The sequence below is a fragment of the Ensifer meliloti genome, assembly GCF_030064585.1.
GTDB lineage: Bacteria > Pseudomonadota > Alphaproteobacteria > Rhizobiales > Rhizobiaceae > Sinorhizobium > Sinorhizobium meliloti.
Window position 1 is genome coordinate 3362134 of the sequence record NZ_CP120365.1, and the last position, 12637, is coordinate 3374770.

The window sequence follows — 12637 nt, forward strand, 5'->3', positions numbered from 1 at the left end:
CATGGCCGTTTCCACCCCCGTCCCCGTCGACCTTTCCGCAGCCCTGATGCTGGCCCCGGCGCCGGCCGTCGAATGGCTCGTCGTTCTGCCCGTCGCCTGGTGTCTGGCCGTCGGTGCGCTCCTCGTGATGCTTCGTCGCTGGGCCGGCCTCCAGCCCGCAATAGCGCTTGCGAGCCTGGCCGTGCTGGTGCTGATCGACGTGGCGCTGCTAGATCACGTCGCAAGAAATGGGCCGACGACCATGGTGATGGGTCGCTGGCTGCCGCCGTTCGGTATCGCCTTCACGGTCGACCTGACCGGTGCGCTCTTTGCCCTGGTGGCGGCCTTGGTCGCTCTTGCCGCCGGCATCTTTTCGCTGGCCGATATCAACGACAGCGGCCGGCGCTATGGTTTCTATCCGCTGCTGATGCTGCTGATGGCCGGCGTTTCGGGAGCCTTCCTCACGGGGGATATCTTCAACCTCTATGTCTGGTTCGAGGTCCTGCTGATTTCGTCCTTCGGGCTACTGGTCCTCGGCTCCGAGCGCGGGCAGATCGACGGGACGGTGAAGTACGGCTTTTTGAACCTGGTCGCAACGACGCTGTTCCTCGTCGCTACCGGCTTCCTCTACGCCGTGTTCGGCACGCTCAACATGGCCGACATCGCGCGCAAGGCCGACGAACTGCGGGTCAATGCGCCGTTGATGACTTTGGTCGGACTCTATGTTCTTGCCTTCGGCATGAAAGCGGCCGCGTTTCCTTTGAACTTCTGGCTGCCTGCTTCCTATCATACCCCTCGCGTCGTCGTGTCGGCGCTTTTTGCCGGCCTGCTCACCAAGGTCGGTATTTATGCGTTGATCCGGGTCACGGTCATGCTCTTCCCGATCGAGAGGGAGGAATTGAGCTTCGTCCTGGCGCTCGTCGGTGCGCTGACGATGATGGTCGGCGTTCTCGGTGCGCTCGCGCAAACGGATTTTCGTCGCATTCTCGGATACCTCGTCGTTTCGGGCATCGGCTCGATGCTCGCAGGCATAGCCATCGGCGGACCGGGCGGCATTGGCGGCGCGATTTTCTACGCGCTTCATTCGATGCTGGTGATGACGGGCCTTTATTTCGCCTCTGGGATCGCCATGCGCCTCGGTGCAGACAGCTCGATCGCAACGCTCGCGGGTCTTTACCGCAAGCATGCGGGGTTTGCGGCGCTGACCTTGATGCTGTGCTTCGCCGTTTCGGGCCTGCCGCCCTTTTCCGGCTTCTGGCCGAAGGTCATGCTGGTGAAGGCGGCCATCGATATCGGCGCCTGGTGGCTTGCCGCCGCGCTTCTTCTCGTCGGCTTCTTCACCATGATTGCCACCGGCCGCCTTTTCCTCCTGGCCTATTGGCGAGACAGCGCAATCCCCGAGGCGGCGGACGGCCCCGCCCGCCTGTCCGCGGCGGCCCTGGGTCCGCTTGCAGCGCTTACGCTTCTGGCGCTTGCGCTCGGCCTCTATCCCGAACCGCTGCTCGCGATGATCCAGAGCGCCGCCGCCGGTCTTGCAGAGCCGTCCGCTTACCTGAATTCAGTCTTTCCCGCAGGAGGTCCGCAATGAAATTCCTGCTGACCAACCTGGTCTTTACGCTCATCTGGGGGGCAATCAGCGCCAGCTTCACGCCCGCGAACCTCCTGCTGGGCTTCGCAGCCGGCGCCTTGTCGCTCTGGTTGATCCGGCGTGAGCTGCGCCCCGTGGCTTACCCGCTGAGACCGTTGCGGCTCCTGTTGCTCGCATCGTTGTTTTTCAAGGAGCTCGCCATTTCCGCAACGAAGGTCGCGGTTCTGGTTCTCCGCTCGAACATGGCCCTGAAGCCCGGCATTTTTGCCTATCCGCTCGCGCTCAGGAGCGACTTCGAGATAACGCTGCTCGCCAATCTGATCACACTTACGCCGGGTACGCTGTCGGTGGATGTCTCCGACGATCGCAAGACCCTCTACGTCCATGCGCTCGATTGCGCCGATCCGGGAGCGCTACGGCGAGACATCGCGGGCGGCTTCGAACGTCGAATTCGGGAGGCCTTCGAACGATGACGCCCGCTGCAGTCCTGAGCGCGGCCTCCGGCGTGGCGCTCGTGCTTCTCTCGCTCGCGCTGCTGTTGACGGTGCTGCGCATCATTCGCGGGCCGACGCTTCCGGACCGGGTGCTGGGCCTCGATATGCTGGTGGCGATTGCGATCGGCCTGATCGCGGTGATCGCCGTAAGGACCGGATTCTATCTCTACATCGATATCGCGATCGCCCTCGGGCTCGTCGGCTTTCTTGCGACTGTCGCTTTCGCCCGCTTCATCCTGGCGCGCGGCCTCTCGCCGGAGCGCAGGACGCCAGGCGCAACGGAGATCCCTCAGGCAAAGCCGCGCGCGAGCCAGGCCGGGCGCCGCAAACGCAAGGGAGCGCGTTGATGGCTCTGCAAATCATTGCCTACGTCGTTGCGCTGATCATGGTTGTCGGCGCCTGCTTCTCGCTGCTTGCCGCGGTTGGCCTCGTCCGCTTCCCCGACCTTTACACCCGCATGCACGCGGCCTCGAAAGCCGGTACCGTCGGTTCGGGTCTGCTGCTCTTTGCGGCCGGGCTGCATTCGCTGGACGCCGCCGTCTTCGTGCGCGCACTTGCGGGATTTGTCTTCTTCGTGCTGACGGCACCGATCTCGGCCCATTTATTGGCAAAAGCCGCGCATCAAGCGGGCTACAGGATGTCAAAACGATCCGTGATAGATCAGCTTCCCCATAAGGAAGAGGCGCGCCGGCATTGACCGGCAGCATTTCTGACTCTGTATTTGAGGACAATTTTGCCGAGCGTGACAATTTTAGCAACTCGGAATAAAGTTGCTGCATGCCGTTAAATTTATGTTTGGACTTTTGGCGGATCAGTGTTAATGCAGTAAATGCAAAGTGTCGTTGTGGAAAATACTTTGAACTGAAATTCCAGCCTGAGTTGTGATGCTTGTCCGTTGCTTTGAGGTGTCGGCCGCTTTGGCGCCTTGGTGACGGATCTTCCCTCTCGCAATTCGAGCCTTGATGTCGCGGCAGAACCGCAGTCTCCATCGGGAGATAGCGGTCGGTTCCGAGGCGGCAAGCGCTAATCGACGGCATTTTGTACATCCTCCCCCTGAAACTCTGTTTCAGGTTTCGTCGCTGGATTCCGATAGGAGAAAGAAATGACAGAGACTTCGCTCGGTACGAGCAATGAACTCCTGGTTGAGCTTACGGCGGAGATCGTTGCCGCCTATGTAAGCAACCACGTGGTTCCGGTTGCCGAGCTGCCGACGCTCATAGCCGACGTGCATTCGGCTCTCAACAACACCACGGCTCCTGCGCCGGTGGTCGTCCCGGTGGAAAAGCCGAAGCCTGCGGTTTCGGTCCGAAAGTCGGTGCAGGACGACCAGATCACATGTCTCGAATGCGGCGGCACCTTCAAGTCGTTGAAGCGGCATCTGATGACGCACCACAACCTTTCGCCGGAAGAATACCGCGACAAGTGGGATTTGCCTGCGGATTATCCGATGGTCGCACCGGCCTACGCGGAAGCGCGCTCGCGGCTCGCCAAGGAAATGGGTCTCGGACAGCGTCGGAAGCGTCGCGGCAAGTGATCCGGGCGGCCCCACTGGGCCGTCGGGAACGCGCAAGCGAACACCTGAGTTGTGTCATAAAAGCCGGCCGGTTCAGGCCGGCTTTTTTTTCGACGTTCAGTATTTCATTGAAACACTGACACACTCTAACCCTTCGAGGCTACGCACTTCCGGACGGAAAACCGTTACGCACCTTTCCTCGAAGTGCTCTAACTCTTTGCCGGTCAGGCGGGCAGGCGCCCTTCGGCTTCGCTCTTGATACGCCGGATCATCGAGCGCAGGCCGTTCGCGCGTTGCGAGGAAAGATGTTCGATGAGGCCGATCTTGCCGAAGATATCGAGAGCGTCGATTCTGGTAATTTCCGAAGCACGCTTACCGGAGAAGATCGCGAGGACGATCGCCACGAGGCCGCGCACGATATGCGCATCCGATTCTCCCTCGAAGGTGAGGAGCGGGTCTTCAGCATCGCCGGTCGCATGGGTCACGAGCCAGACCTGGCTGGCACAGCCTTGAACCTTATTCTCGCTCGTCCTCGAGACTTCCGGCATCTCGGGCAGGTTTTTGCCAAGTTCGATCACATAGCGGTAGCGATCTTCCCATTCGTCGAGAAATGCAAAGTCGTCGATGATCTGGTCAAGTGAAGTCATGCTATGTCCGGCTTTCGGCGCCCGCTGCGTAGCACAGTCCGCGTGAAAGGCGACTGCTTCAACCGCCTTTCGGGCGCATCGTTATCTCACCTTCATATAGGAGACGCGGGCCGCAAAGAGAACAGGCAATCGCGTTTCCCCGCGCTGCCACGCCCGAACGATCGGTCTGCCTTCGTCGCGGCAGGAGTTACTTCCCGGAAGCCGGACCGGGATCGAGGCGGTGTTCCGGAACCGGCATACGCTTGAAGGCCGGTTCGGCCTTCTCCGTCGCCTCCGCCGAAGGGACACTTTCTGCCGGTGTGACGGTACCGGTCATGACCTTGACGTCGGGAGCGGCGGCATCGCCTTCCGCGAACTGGGTGTTGAGAAACTCATAGGCGATCCGAGCGCCTTCGCGCGCGCGATGTCCGAGGGCGACGAAAGTCTCCGCACCCTTTTCGCAGACGTCCGGCTTCTCTACGCAGATGGCGCTTATGTATTGGATGGCTTCGTTCGCGGCAGAGAAGGTGCCGCCGATCTCCATCTTCGGGCCATGCTCGAGCTTCTCGCTGCTCGACGGATCGAGAAATGGCAGCAGCACCAGCACCAGCGAGAACCAGAACGTCGCCTTAACGAGAAACCACATCTTGCGCCATCCTCTTTTGCCTTCGGCTGCGGCCGTGGTGTTTACGCTTCGAAACTAGCGCGGGAATCACAAGGCCACTTTTCCAGAAACAACGGTATTTGCTTCAAATTTTATTGAAATTCATGACTGGCATATTCGTGCAGCCGCTTTTCCCTGCATTTTAGCGATCGTCGTTAACGCTCGTGGCGGGGGTCTCGGCCTCAAGCCCCGCGTTCCCGGCGCCGGGTAGTGGCGATGCCTGCCCAAATCGTTAACGCGAACCGAAAAATCCACGAAAATCCGCTGCTTACGCACCGTTAACCACATCTGACGATGCTCGCGCGGATTGCCTCAAATCGGGAATTTTCGGCCGCCCGGGGCGCCCCCGGAGAGCGGCCGTTTATTCTTTCATTAAGTCGGGGGTGCGAGATTCGGGTCATCACGAGGCGGTCGTCCGCGACGATGCGGAACGGTCCGGAAATGCCTCGCAAGAACGACAAATTCGGCAGGGCAAGGCGTGAATTTATTGCGTGACATGGCTGGCAGATGGACATCCCTCGTGGATGAAGCGGCCGCACCTTGGCTGCCGCGCGGCGGCCTGGGCTCAGCTATTGCGCGTCACGACTTCAGACGCCTGCGTGCCGTCGCTGCCGTATCCTTGACCGCGCTGCCGATCGTCCCTCTCGCGCTGACGCTGGCATTGCCCGTATCCGCCGCCCTGCCGGCAGGAGCGGCGCTTTGGGCCTCGGCGTCCCTGCTGGCCGCGGCTGCAGCCATTGCCGGCGGCCGCGAATTCCCGACGGACGGCGAGGTGGAATTCGCGCCTGCACCGGAACTGCCCGATCTCAATGCGGCCTATGATCTCTTTGCAGGTTTGGTGACCGTCCACGATACCCGGGGCCACGTCCTGTCCGTCCACGGGCGCGATGCGAGTGAGTATCTGAAACTGATGCGCGATCCGCATGGGCGCGGCTTCATCGAGCAGATCCATGTGTCGGATCGCATCGCCTTCCTAAGAGCGATCGATTCGCTGCGCCTGGACAGCGAGCGTTCTGCCGTGGACATCCGTCTCGAACGGACGTCGGCGGATGGCCCTCAATTCGCACATATCTACTGCGAGATGACGCCGCTTCGAGACGCTGAAGGAAATCTCCTTGCGATTGTCGCACAGTCTCGCGATGTCTCCGAAGAGGCGCGTTTGCAGGCAGAGGCGGCGGCCAAGGCAGCACATGCCGAGTCGGCCAACGATGCCAAAACGCGGTTCCTTGCCGCCGTCAGCCATGAATTGCGCACGCCGCTCAATGCCATCCTCGGCTTTTCGGACGTGCTTGCGGGCGAATATTTCGGAAAGCTCGAAAACGATCGCCAACGCGAATACGTGTCGCTGATCCATCAGTCCGGCACGCATCTTCTCTCGGTCGTCAACACGATGCTCGATATGAGCAAGATCGAAGCGGGCCGTTACGAGCTTCTCCTCGAACCGTTCCGTGTCGCCGAGGCGATCGCCGCCTGCGAGGCCATGCTGTCGCACCAGGCGCGCGAAAAAGGCGTGCGGCTGACGAGCCGCGTTACCCGTTCGGTCGGCGAAATCAATGCAGACCAGCGCGCCTTCCAGCAAATCCTCATCAATCTCATCGGCAATGCCATCAAGTTTACCGACCGCGGCGGGCTTGTCACGGTGGATGCCGCGCTGGAAGGCAACATGCTGAAGCTAACGGTCAGCGACACCGGAATCGGTATTGCCGCGGACAAGCTGCAAATGCTCGGCCAACCTTTCGTCCAGATTCAGAATGACTATACCCGCCGCTACGAGGGTACCGGTCTCGGCCTGTCGCTGGTCAAGGGACTTGCTGAACTGCATGGCGGCGACGTTTCGATCCGCAGCGCCGAAGGGGAGGGTACCGTGATCGTCGTAACCATTCCCGGCGACCCCTCCGGCGCGGCCGAAAGGCAGTGCGCGGATGCGCCCGTCACAGTGGAGTTCCCGCCGCGATTGAAGCAGCACGCAGACGGAAAGAGGGAAGCCGGAGTGCCGGCGCTGTCCGAGGCTCTCCGCACCGGAGAAATTGGCAGGGAAGGGGGACATGGCGCCGCGCAAGCGAAAACAGCCTGAGCGCAAGCGGGCGGCGCGGCGCGGAGCGGGTCTTGCCTTGCGCGGACTCGCTGTCGTCGGCCGTGGCCTCGTGCTCACCGGTCGCCTGATTTCGCGTCATCCGGTGAGCGCCGGCGGGTCGGCGATCTTTGCCGTCGTCTTCAGTTTCGTCGCCGCAAACGCCATGTGGTACCAGAACGGTACTCATCCCTCGCCGCTTCTGCGTACCCGCGTGCCCCTCGTCAGTCCCGAAGTGGCCGAGCGCCTTGCGGCCGCCAAAGGCGAGCCGGTCGAGCAGCGCGATGTTACCACCTTTGTCATAGAGCGGGAGGGGGACGCGAAAGCAGGCGATGCGGCAACGGCCGGATCCAACGAACGGCACGCGTCGCTTCCGGCGCAGGACGTACCAGAAGCAGATGCGCACGGTAGCACGGTCTCGACGCTGGTTGCGGACATCCAGAAGGAACTGGCAAGGCTCGGCTTCTACGAAGGAGCGCCGGACGGCCGAAGCGGTCCGAAGACCTCGGCGGCGATCCTCCGCTTCGAAAAGCAGGCCGGCCGTATGGAGACCGGTGCGCCGAGTGCCGATCTGCTTCAGGCACTGCGCAACGCCGGCGGCTCCCCGCCGGCCGTTGCGACGCCCGCCAACCGGCCCTATTCCGACCCGAAGACTGTCCCGGCCGAGGCGGATCCGGTTGCCGCTGCCATCCGCAGCGCCGAGAAGGGCAACGCGCTCGACCCTCGCACGGAGGTTCCCGTGTCGAGCGAAATGGTGATGAACATCCAGAAGGGGCTGAGCAATCTCGCCTATGCGGATGTCGTTGTAGACGGCGTTGCCGGCGATCAGACGCGCGCAGCCATCCGTCACTTCGAAAAACACTATCGTCTTCCTCAGACCGGAGAGCCCAACCCCAAGGTTCTCAAGAAGCTTAAGGAAATCGGAGCGCTCTGACGGCCAGAGCAAGAGGAGCAGTTGCGCACCACTGGCGGTCGGTCGCTCCGTTTGCATCTCGCCGGTGGCGCGTGTATCAGCTTTGCATGCGCCTGAAGTCCCACATTTTCGTCTCCTCGCTTTTGCGGAACGCCTTTGGACGCGGCGGGTATGCGGCCGTGCTGCGCAAGGGAGCGGAGGACGCCGGCGCGATCTTCATCCGGCAGCGCGGACGATCGGGCTACGAGACGCTTTACGCGCCGGCGCCGCAGAATTTCTTCGATGAGGAAGGAGATACGTCGCGCCGCTTCGAGGTGCGATTGCGGGGCGTCGAAGCCGAAGCCGTCGAACGGGCGCTTTCCTCGGAAATCCGCTTCGACCCGGACTGCTGGATCGTAGAGTTGGAACTCGACGACTGCAGCGACCTGTTCGATCTGGTCTAAGGCCTGTTGAGATTCATCTGGAGTTTATGACGGCTGCTGCGAGATGGATGATGGCGCTTCTCCTCGCCCTCATCTCTGTGCTTGTCACAGAGATGAGGGCAGCGCCGCGTCTGCGGCGCGGGAAGCGTTCTTTCAGCCGAAGGACTTGGTCTGGCTGGATCCCTGTGACGAGCACAGCATCCCGCTCTATCCCATTAGAATCGATCACGTTCATGATTTTAGGTCGACCCGACCTAGCTAAAATCATCGTGATCTAGTGCTGGCCGAAGCCCCGCTTTGGTTCGACGGCCTTGCTTTGACGCGCAACCGTTTGCGCCTCGTGCCGGCGCGGGTCTGCGGCTCGATTTTCCGCAAGCAGGCTCTCATGCCGGGAGGGCTTCGCCCCGTTTGCATCGGCGCGAAGCCAGGACGCCACCCGTTCGCCGCTCGCCTGCCGGTCGAGACTTCGGATCAGTGCTTCGGCGCGGTTGCCGCCGCCGATTCTTTCGGAAAGGTGGGGATAGAGCCCCTCGAGCACGCGGCTTTCCTCGTCCTCCGGGAAGGCGAGAGCTGCGAGCGTCGCGGCGAGTTGCTGGCCGGAAACATCGAGCAATATACGGTCGGTGAGTGCGCGGCTTGCTCCGAGCGAGTCTGCCAGGGCCGTGGAGAAGAGCGCCGTTTCGCCATTGCGCGCAAAACGGACGAGCAGCGCGCAATGCAGCTCGCTGATGGGTTGGATCGGCAGTGTGCCGTTCTTCTCCTGTGTTCCGACGCGCGCCAGCGCCTTGATTTCCGCGCGCAGCTTTTCTTCGCGATCGGCGGCTGCGGCAGCCGTCTGCGGATCGCTCGCCACCGGGCGACTGGCGCCGTCGTGAAGCCGTGCGGGGAGGGGAGCGGACTGATGATGTTCGACGAGCACGTCGATCACCGAAGGCGAAAGGTTCTCCCGACGGGCAATGGCGTTCGCGTGGCCCGGCCCCTGTTGGCGAATGATGGAAATGAGCACGCCGTCGGAAATCGCTGTCGCACGGGCGAGGAAGGCGGCGGCGATCGAAATGGGCATGCTGCCGATCAGCAGGGCCACCGGCTCCGGCACGTGGGGGCATTGGGATAGCGCCGCCGCCGCCTGCCGGCGGGCCTCGTTGCTGGAGCCGAGGAAGAGCGGCTCGAACAGTTCGGCAAACTGCTTCATGTCGGACCGGCTTGGAATCCGAAGGCTCTCGAAGCCGGTGACGGTCGCCATCAGCACGACGTCCTTCAACCGCCCCGTCTGCGGCCGTTCCAACTCACGAAACCGGTTTGTCACGACATATCCTAAAACGCAAAGCATGACGGCATTCCGATGGTTCGGAACGACACACGTGTCTAAAACTAGATCGAAATCGTTAGCGCAGCATTAACTATGGACGTTGGGGCTTTATTCAGGCTTGCGTCATTCTGGTGACGAGCCGCCCCTGCAGCGGAAGGCCGCGTTCCTTAGCCATAAAAAGTCCACAAGCGCTCCCATTTGATCCGATCGACGGCAAACGCCGGAAGCGAGTCGGGCTGCGGCCTCTCATGTGGGAGTTGATTTGTGAAGAAAATGTTTCTGCGGGCGGCTGCCTGTGCGCTGCTGCTCATGCCCGTGGCCGCATCGGCGGCCGAAGGTTTTGCGACTGCCAATGTCAATATGCGCTCGGGACCGAGTACATATTATCCGGCTGTAACGGTCATTCCGGTCGGCGAATCGTTGGAAATCCACGGCTGCCTGTCTGAAAGCCCCTGGTGCGACATTTCTTTCTACGGCGGGCGGGGATGGGTGGCAGGCCGGTATGTGCAGGCCGCCTATCGCAGCAGTCGGGTCTATGTGGAGCCGGAATACTACCGTCCGCTCGGCATTCCGACAGTCGTCTTCGAGTTCGACAGCTATTGGGATCGCAACTACCGCGGGCGTGATTTCTATCGCGATCGCGACCGTTGGAGGCATGACCGCGATTGGGATCGCGAGCTTGAACGCGACCGGCCCGAATGGGAACGCCGCCAGGTGCGGGAACGTCGAGACTCGGAGCGTGACCGGGAGAGAGAGCGGCGCGAATGGGAACCGGAGCGCGGCAGTGACGATGACCGCTGGCGGCGCAGGATCGAGGGGGCTGAACGGGAACAGTCGCGTCGCGAGCGCCTTTACGACGGTCAGAGGACCATCGTGGAATGCGATGCCGGCGATTTCCGCTGCGAAGAGTAGGCGCTGCGATTCGGTCGCTTCACTCCAGGGTCGGCGATCGTCGCCGGCCTTCCTGCCGCCGTTGGACCTTGCGTCGTCCCTCCATGGGAACCAATCCGGCCTCGACGCGTTGAAATCGCGCAAAGGGTGATCCCGGAATGGCAAGGAGCGGAGAGATGGCGGAGAAGAATCTGGCGGCAGTCGGCGCAGAGACGGGTGCCGAAACGCGGACGTCCGGCGCACAGGCCGAATTGGAATCCCAGGTCCAGGAACTGAAGGCAGAGATCGCGCGGCTGACGGAGACCGTCTCGGCCATCGGCACCGGAGCCAAGGCGGTCGTGCAGGGGGAAGCGGAACTGATGACGCAGCGCGTCCGGGAGCGCGTTCGGGAAGAACCCATTTCGACGCTGCTGACGGTCGCCGGCGTAGCTTTCCTTTTCGGTTTGATTGCAAGGCGCTGACGGACGGACTGCCGGATTTGCAAATCCCCCAAGATTGAGGATTGCGCGAGGTTAATGCGTCATGGTCTGGATTAACAAATGGTTAACCAGGCTGTGGCTCAATCGGCACAAGGCGGCTATTATCGCCTCGCCTCTTATGCCGAAACGGACGACATCCGGGTGACCGGAAGAAGGAGTGAGTGAGAAGGGCGCGTCTGTCCGGAAACCCGGAAAATGCGTCAGCCCGAAAACGGGCAGGGTGAAATCTGTACGGTAGTTCATCCGTCTCGTGAGACTATGGAGACGAGCATGGCAGACGTAATCAGAATGCAGGACCGGATCGTCAAACGCCCTCGACGGCGTCCTGTCGGGAAGGGCGGCGCCAAGGTGTTGTTCTTCACAGGAATCCGTTATGAAAGGCTGGACGGCCGCGGACCGCAGCCGACTGCCCCGGCTGGCCGCCAGGCCAAGAAGCAGTAAACTCGCGGGCAAAGCGCCGGCAGCGCCCGTCCGGGCGGTGCGGTCGTTCGCCGCGCAACTTCGACCACCTCGACTTCAGTCTCCCCCCAATTGCCGTTACCTTCGCACTACCGCTGGAAGGGCTCGCACCTCGACTCCGCAAGGAAAGTGCGGACCAGGTCCTCGAAGCTGTCGAGAGGTGCCAGGGCTCGAAGAACCGCGTAACCTTCCTGGTCCTTCATCTCGATCATGATCGATTGCGCCAGCGCTTCGGGTGGCGACTTGCGCAGTTCGACGAGCTGGATCGGTGTCGCGACCACGAGATCGAGATCGCCATTGACGGCTGTCTGGTCGTTCATGCTGAAGACCTCGTTCGACCCGCTGTCGAAGATCGCAAGCGACCAGAAGGGTACGTCGCCGCGCCCGACGAAGCGGGCCGGAGCATCCGCCACCGAGAAGCTGCAGACGGCCGTACGCAGGAAGGGGTCGGCGTTGTTCAGGCCTGTCGGTCCCGGTTCGGCCGTCAGCGGAAAGAAGCTGTCCATTTCGAGCAGGCCGAGCACGCGCGTATAGGCATCGCGGCCGGTGAACTGGGGCAGGGCGAGTATGATCACGATATGAAGAAGCGCCGCTCCGACGAGACCGACGAGAATGGCGAAGATGATGCTACGCATGCCCGCACCCGGTCTTTACGATCTTCGGCATTGCGAGGTCGATCAGGCCGGAGGAACCTGCCGTTGGCGTGTCAAGAAGGGTCAGCACGAGCGCGAAGCTGCCCGTCCGCCGTATCGCGAGCCAGTTATCGGGCTGGGCAGCGGGGGAAACGTGAATGACGAAACGGCTGTCCTCGGCGCGCAGGACGGTCCAGGAATTGATTGCGGAGGGCAGTTCCGCACCCGGCATCAGCGCTGTCCCGTCCGCCGCCGCCGCATAAAGGGTCCAGAACCGCGCCGGCGGCGTCATACCTGAAACGTCATAGGAGCAGGCGGCCGAGAGGCGCGCACCGGTATCGTCCGTGAGCGCGGTAAATGCCAGTCCCTCGGCACCGCCATAGAGCAATTCGCCGGCCCGGGCGCGGTGCGCCTTGGCATAGGGATCGGCGGAGACGGTCTGCGCTTCGGGAAAAGCGACCCAAGGACCGATTGCGATCGAGCCGAAACCGACCGTCGCCTTCAGCGCCCACACGGCCGTCCCGATTCCGCCGCCGAACGCGACGATGAGGGCAAGAGCGACAAGGAGGGGAACTCGAAACAAGTGGCGGCTCTATC

The 12637-nt window shown here is 62.1% G+C and carries 16 protein-coding genes; 11 read left to right on the forward strand and 5 right to left on the reverse strand.

All coding sequences use genetic code 11. The annotated features are described in order from the left end of the window. Position 1 precedes the first annotated feature (1 nt). The 5 genes from PZL22_RS23040 (at position 2) to mucR (ending at position 3595) form a co-directional block, all read left to right on the forward strand. On the forward strand, positions 2-1567 hold the full coding sequence (locus tag PZL22_RS23040; protein WP_003527391.1) for a Na+/H+ antiporter subunit D: 1566 nt from the start codon (positions 2-4) through the stop codon (positions 1565-1567). Beyond that, positions 1564-2040, forward strand: coding sequence for a Na+/H+ antiporter subunit E (locus PZL22_RS23045; RefSeq protein ID WP_003527389.1), 477 nt, complete (start codon positions 1564-1566; stop codon positions 2038-2040). The genes PZL22_RS23040 and PZL22_RS23045 overlap by 4 nt, the downstream gene beginning before the upstream one ends. Further along, positions 2037-2408 (forward strand): cation:proton antiporter, encoded by a 372-nt coding sequence (locus tag PZL22_RS23050; protein WP_003527387.1) that lies wholly within the window; start codon positions 2037-2039, stop codon positions 2406-2408. Before PZL22_RS23045 ends, PZL22_RS23050 begins: the two co-directional genes overlap by 4 nt. Continuing rightward, entirely contained in the window at positions 2408-2758 is a 351-nt protein-coding gene (gene mnhG, locus PZL22_RS23055) for a monovalent cation/H(+) antiporter subunit G (RefSeq protein ID WP_003527385.1), read from the forward strand. Before PZL22_RS23050 ends, mnhG begins: the two co-directional genes overlap by 1 nt. Positions 2759-3163: 405 nt before the next feature. Beyond that, positions 3164-3595 carry an exopolysaccharide biosynthesis transcriptional regulator MucR gene (mucR, locus tag PZL22_RS23060; protein ID WP_003527383.1) on the forward strand — a complete coding sequence of 144 codons (432 nt, stop codon included), beginning with the start codon at positions 3164-3166 and terminating at the stop codon, positions 3593-3595. A gap of 203 nt (positions 3596-3798) precedes the next feature. Here the strand turns inward: mucR and PZL22_RS23065 are convergent, their stop codons facing one another. Both PZL22_RS23065 and PZL22_RS23070 read right to left on the reverse strand, forming a co-directional pair. Then, positions 3799-4221: a SufE family protein gene (locus PZL22_RS23065; protein WP_003527382.1), complete on the reverse strand. Its 423-nt coding sequence runs from the start codon at positions 4219-4221 to the stop codon at positions 3799-3801. A gap of 187 nt (positions 4222-4408) precedes the next feature. Continuing rightward, positions 4409-4846 (reverse strand): DUF5330 domain-containing protein, encoded by a 438-nt coding sequence (locus PZL22_RS23070; RefSeq protein ID WP_003527381.1) that lies wholly within the window; start codon positions 4844-4846, stop codon positions 4409-4411. Positions 4847-5360: 514 nt separating this feature from the next. Between PZL22_RS23070 and PZL22_RS23075 the strand changes: the two genes are divergently transcribed. The 3 genes from PZL22_RS23075 (at position 5361) to PZL22_RS23085 (ending at position 8291) form a co-directional block, all read left to right on the forward strand. Beyond that, the gene (locus PZL22_RS23075) at positions 5361-6938 is read left to right on the forward strand and encodes a sensor histidine kinase (protein WP_284718572.1); all 1578 of its coding nucleotides are present in this window, start codon (positions 5361-5363) and stop codon (positions 6936-6938) included. Continuing rightward, complete coding sequence (locus tag PZL22_RS23080) at positions 6910-7869, forward strand: peptidoglycan-binding domain-containing protein (RefSeq protein ID WP_003527379.1); 960 nt, start codon at positions 6910-6912, stop codon at positions 7867-7869. Before PZL22_RS23075 ends, PZL22_RS23080 begins: the two co-directional genes overlap by 29 nt. 86 nt (positions 7870-7955) lie before the next feature. Next, positions 7956-8291 carry a DUF1491 family protein gene (locus PZL22_RS23085; RefSeq protein WP_003527378.1) on the forward strand — a complete coding sequence of 112 codons (336 nt, stop codon included), beginning with the start codon at positions 7956-7958 and terminating at the stop codon, positions 8289-8291. Between the two features lie 253 nt (positions 8292-8544). On the opposite strand, the gene PZL22_RS23090 is transcribed toward PZL22_RS23085, so the two are convergent. Then, positions 8545-9600 carry a DUF2336 domain-containing protein gene (locus tag PZL22_RS23090; protein ID WP_033048492.1) on the reverse strand — a complete coding sequence of 352 codons (1056 nt, stop codon included), beginning with the start codon at positions 9598-9600 and terminating at the stop codon, positions 8545-8547. 243 nt (positions 9601-9843) lie between these two features. On the opposite strand from PZL22_RS23090, the gene PZL22_RS23095 reads away from it, so the two are divergent. The 3 genes from PZL22_RS23095 to PZL22_RS23105 all read left to right on the forward strand — a co-directional run bounded on the left by PZL22_RS23095 (position 9844) and on the right by PZL22_RS23105 (position 11390). Next, on the forward strand, positions 9844-10491 hold the full coding sequence (locus PZL22_RS23095) for an SH3 domain-containing protein (protein WP_033048491.1): 648 nt from the start codon (positions 9844-9846) through the stop codon (positions 10489-10491). A 155-nt stretch (positions 10492-10646) separates the two neighbouring features. Beyond that, positions 10647-10931 carry a hypothetical protein gene (locus PZL22_RS23100; RefSeq protein ID WP_003527375.1) on the forward strand — a complete coding sequence of 95 codons (285 nt, stop codon included), beginning with the start codon at positions 10647-10649 and terminating at the stop codon, positions 10929-10931. Between the two features lie 288 nt (positions 10932-11219). Next, positions 11220-11390, forward strand: a complete 171-nt coding sequence (locus PZL22_RS23105) for a hypothetical protein (protein WP_013844138.1) — start codon at positions 11220-11222, stop codon at positions 11388-11390. A 107-nt stretch (positions 11391-11497) separates the two neighbouring features. Here PZL22_RS23105 and PZL22_RS23110 read toward each other — a convergent pair whose 3' ends face one another. Both PZL22_RS23110 and PZL22_RS23115 read right to left on the reverse strand, forming a co-directional pair. Beyond that, the gene (locus tag PZL22_RS23110) at positions 11498-12043 is read right to left on the reverse strand and encodes a DUF1254 domain-containing protein (RefSeq protein WP_003527373.1); all 546 of its coding nucleotides are present in this window, start codon (positions 12041-12043) and stop codon (positions 11498-11500) included. Continuing rightward, positions 12036-12623, reverse strand: coding sequence for a DUF1214 domain-containing protein (locus PZL22_RS23115; RefSeq protein WP_003527372.1), 588 nt, complete (start codon positions 12621-12623; stop codon positions 12036-12038). Before PZL22_RS23115 ends, PZL22_RS23110 begins: the two co-directional genes overlap by 8 nt. Positions 12624-12637: the final 14 nt, after the last annotated feature.

What these genes read in the sequence shown, in the direction of transcription:
- PZL22_RS23040 (WP_003527391.1), top strand. Translation starts at nt 2, where the DNA reads ATGGCCGTTTCCACCCCCGTCCCCGTCGACCTTTCCGCAGCCCTGATG.
- PZL22_RS23045 (WP_003527389.1), top strand. Translation starts at nt 1,564, where the DNA reads ATGAAATTCCTGCTGACCAACCTGGTCTTTACGCTCATCTGGGGGGCA.
- PZL22_RS23050 (WP_003527387.1), top strand. Translation starts at nt 2,037, where the DNA reads ATGACGCCCGCTGCAGTCCTGAGCGCGGCCTCCGGCGTGGCGCTCGTG.
- mnhG (WP_003527385.1), top strand. Translation starts at nt 2,408, where the DNA reads ATGGCTCTGCAAATCATTGCCTACGTCGTTGCGCTGATCATGGTTGTC.
- mucR (WP_003527383.1), top strand. Translation starts at nt 3,164, where the DNA reads ATGACAGAGACTTCGCTCGGTACGAGCAATGAACTCCTGGTTGAGCTT.
- PZL22_RS23065 (WP_003527382.1), bottom strand. Translation starts at nt 4,221, where the DNA reads ATGACTTCACTTGACCAGATCATCGACGACTTTGCATTTCTCGACGAA.
- PZL22_RS23070 (WP_003527381.1), bottom strand. Translation starts at nt 4,846, where the DNA reads ATGTGGTTTCTCGTTAAGGCGACGTTCTGGTTCTCGCTGGTGCTGGTG.
- PZL22_RS23075 (WP_284718572.1), top strand. Translation starts at nt 5,361, where the DNA reads ATGGCTGGCAGATGGACATCCCTCGTGGATGAAGCGGCCGCACCTTGG.
- PZL22_RS23080 (WP_003527379.1), top strand. Translation starts at nt 6,910, where the DNA reads ATGGCGCCGCGCAAGCGAAAACAGCCTGAGCGCAAGCGGGCGGCGCGG.
- PZL22_RS23085 (WP_003527378.1), top strand. Translation starts at nt 7,956, where the DNA reads ATGCGCCTGAAGTCCCACATTTTCGTCTCCTCGCTTTTGCGGAACGCC.
- PZL22_RS23090 (WP_033048492.1), bottom strand. Translation starts at nt 9,600, where the DNA reads ATGCTTTGCGTTTTAGGATATGTCGTGACAAACCGGTTTCGTGAGTTG.
- PZL22_RS23100 (WP_003527375.1), top strand. Translation starts at nt 10,647, where the DNA reads ATGGCGGAGAAGAATCTGGCGGCAGTCGGCGCAGAGACGGGTGCCGAA.
- PZL22_RS23105 (WP_013844138.1), top strand. Translation starts at nt 11,220, where the DNA reads ATGGCAGACGTAATCAGAATGCAGGACCGGATCGTCAAACGCCCTCGA.
- PZL22_RS23110 (WP_003527373.1), bottom strand. Translation starts at nt 12,043, where the DNA reads ATGCGTAGCATCATCTTCGCCATTCTCGTCGGTCTCGTCGGAGCGGCG.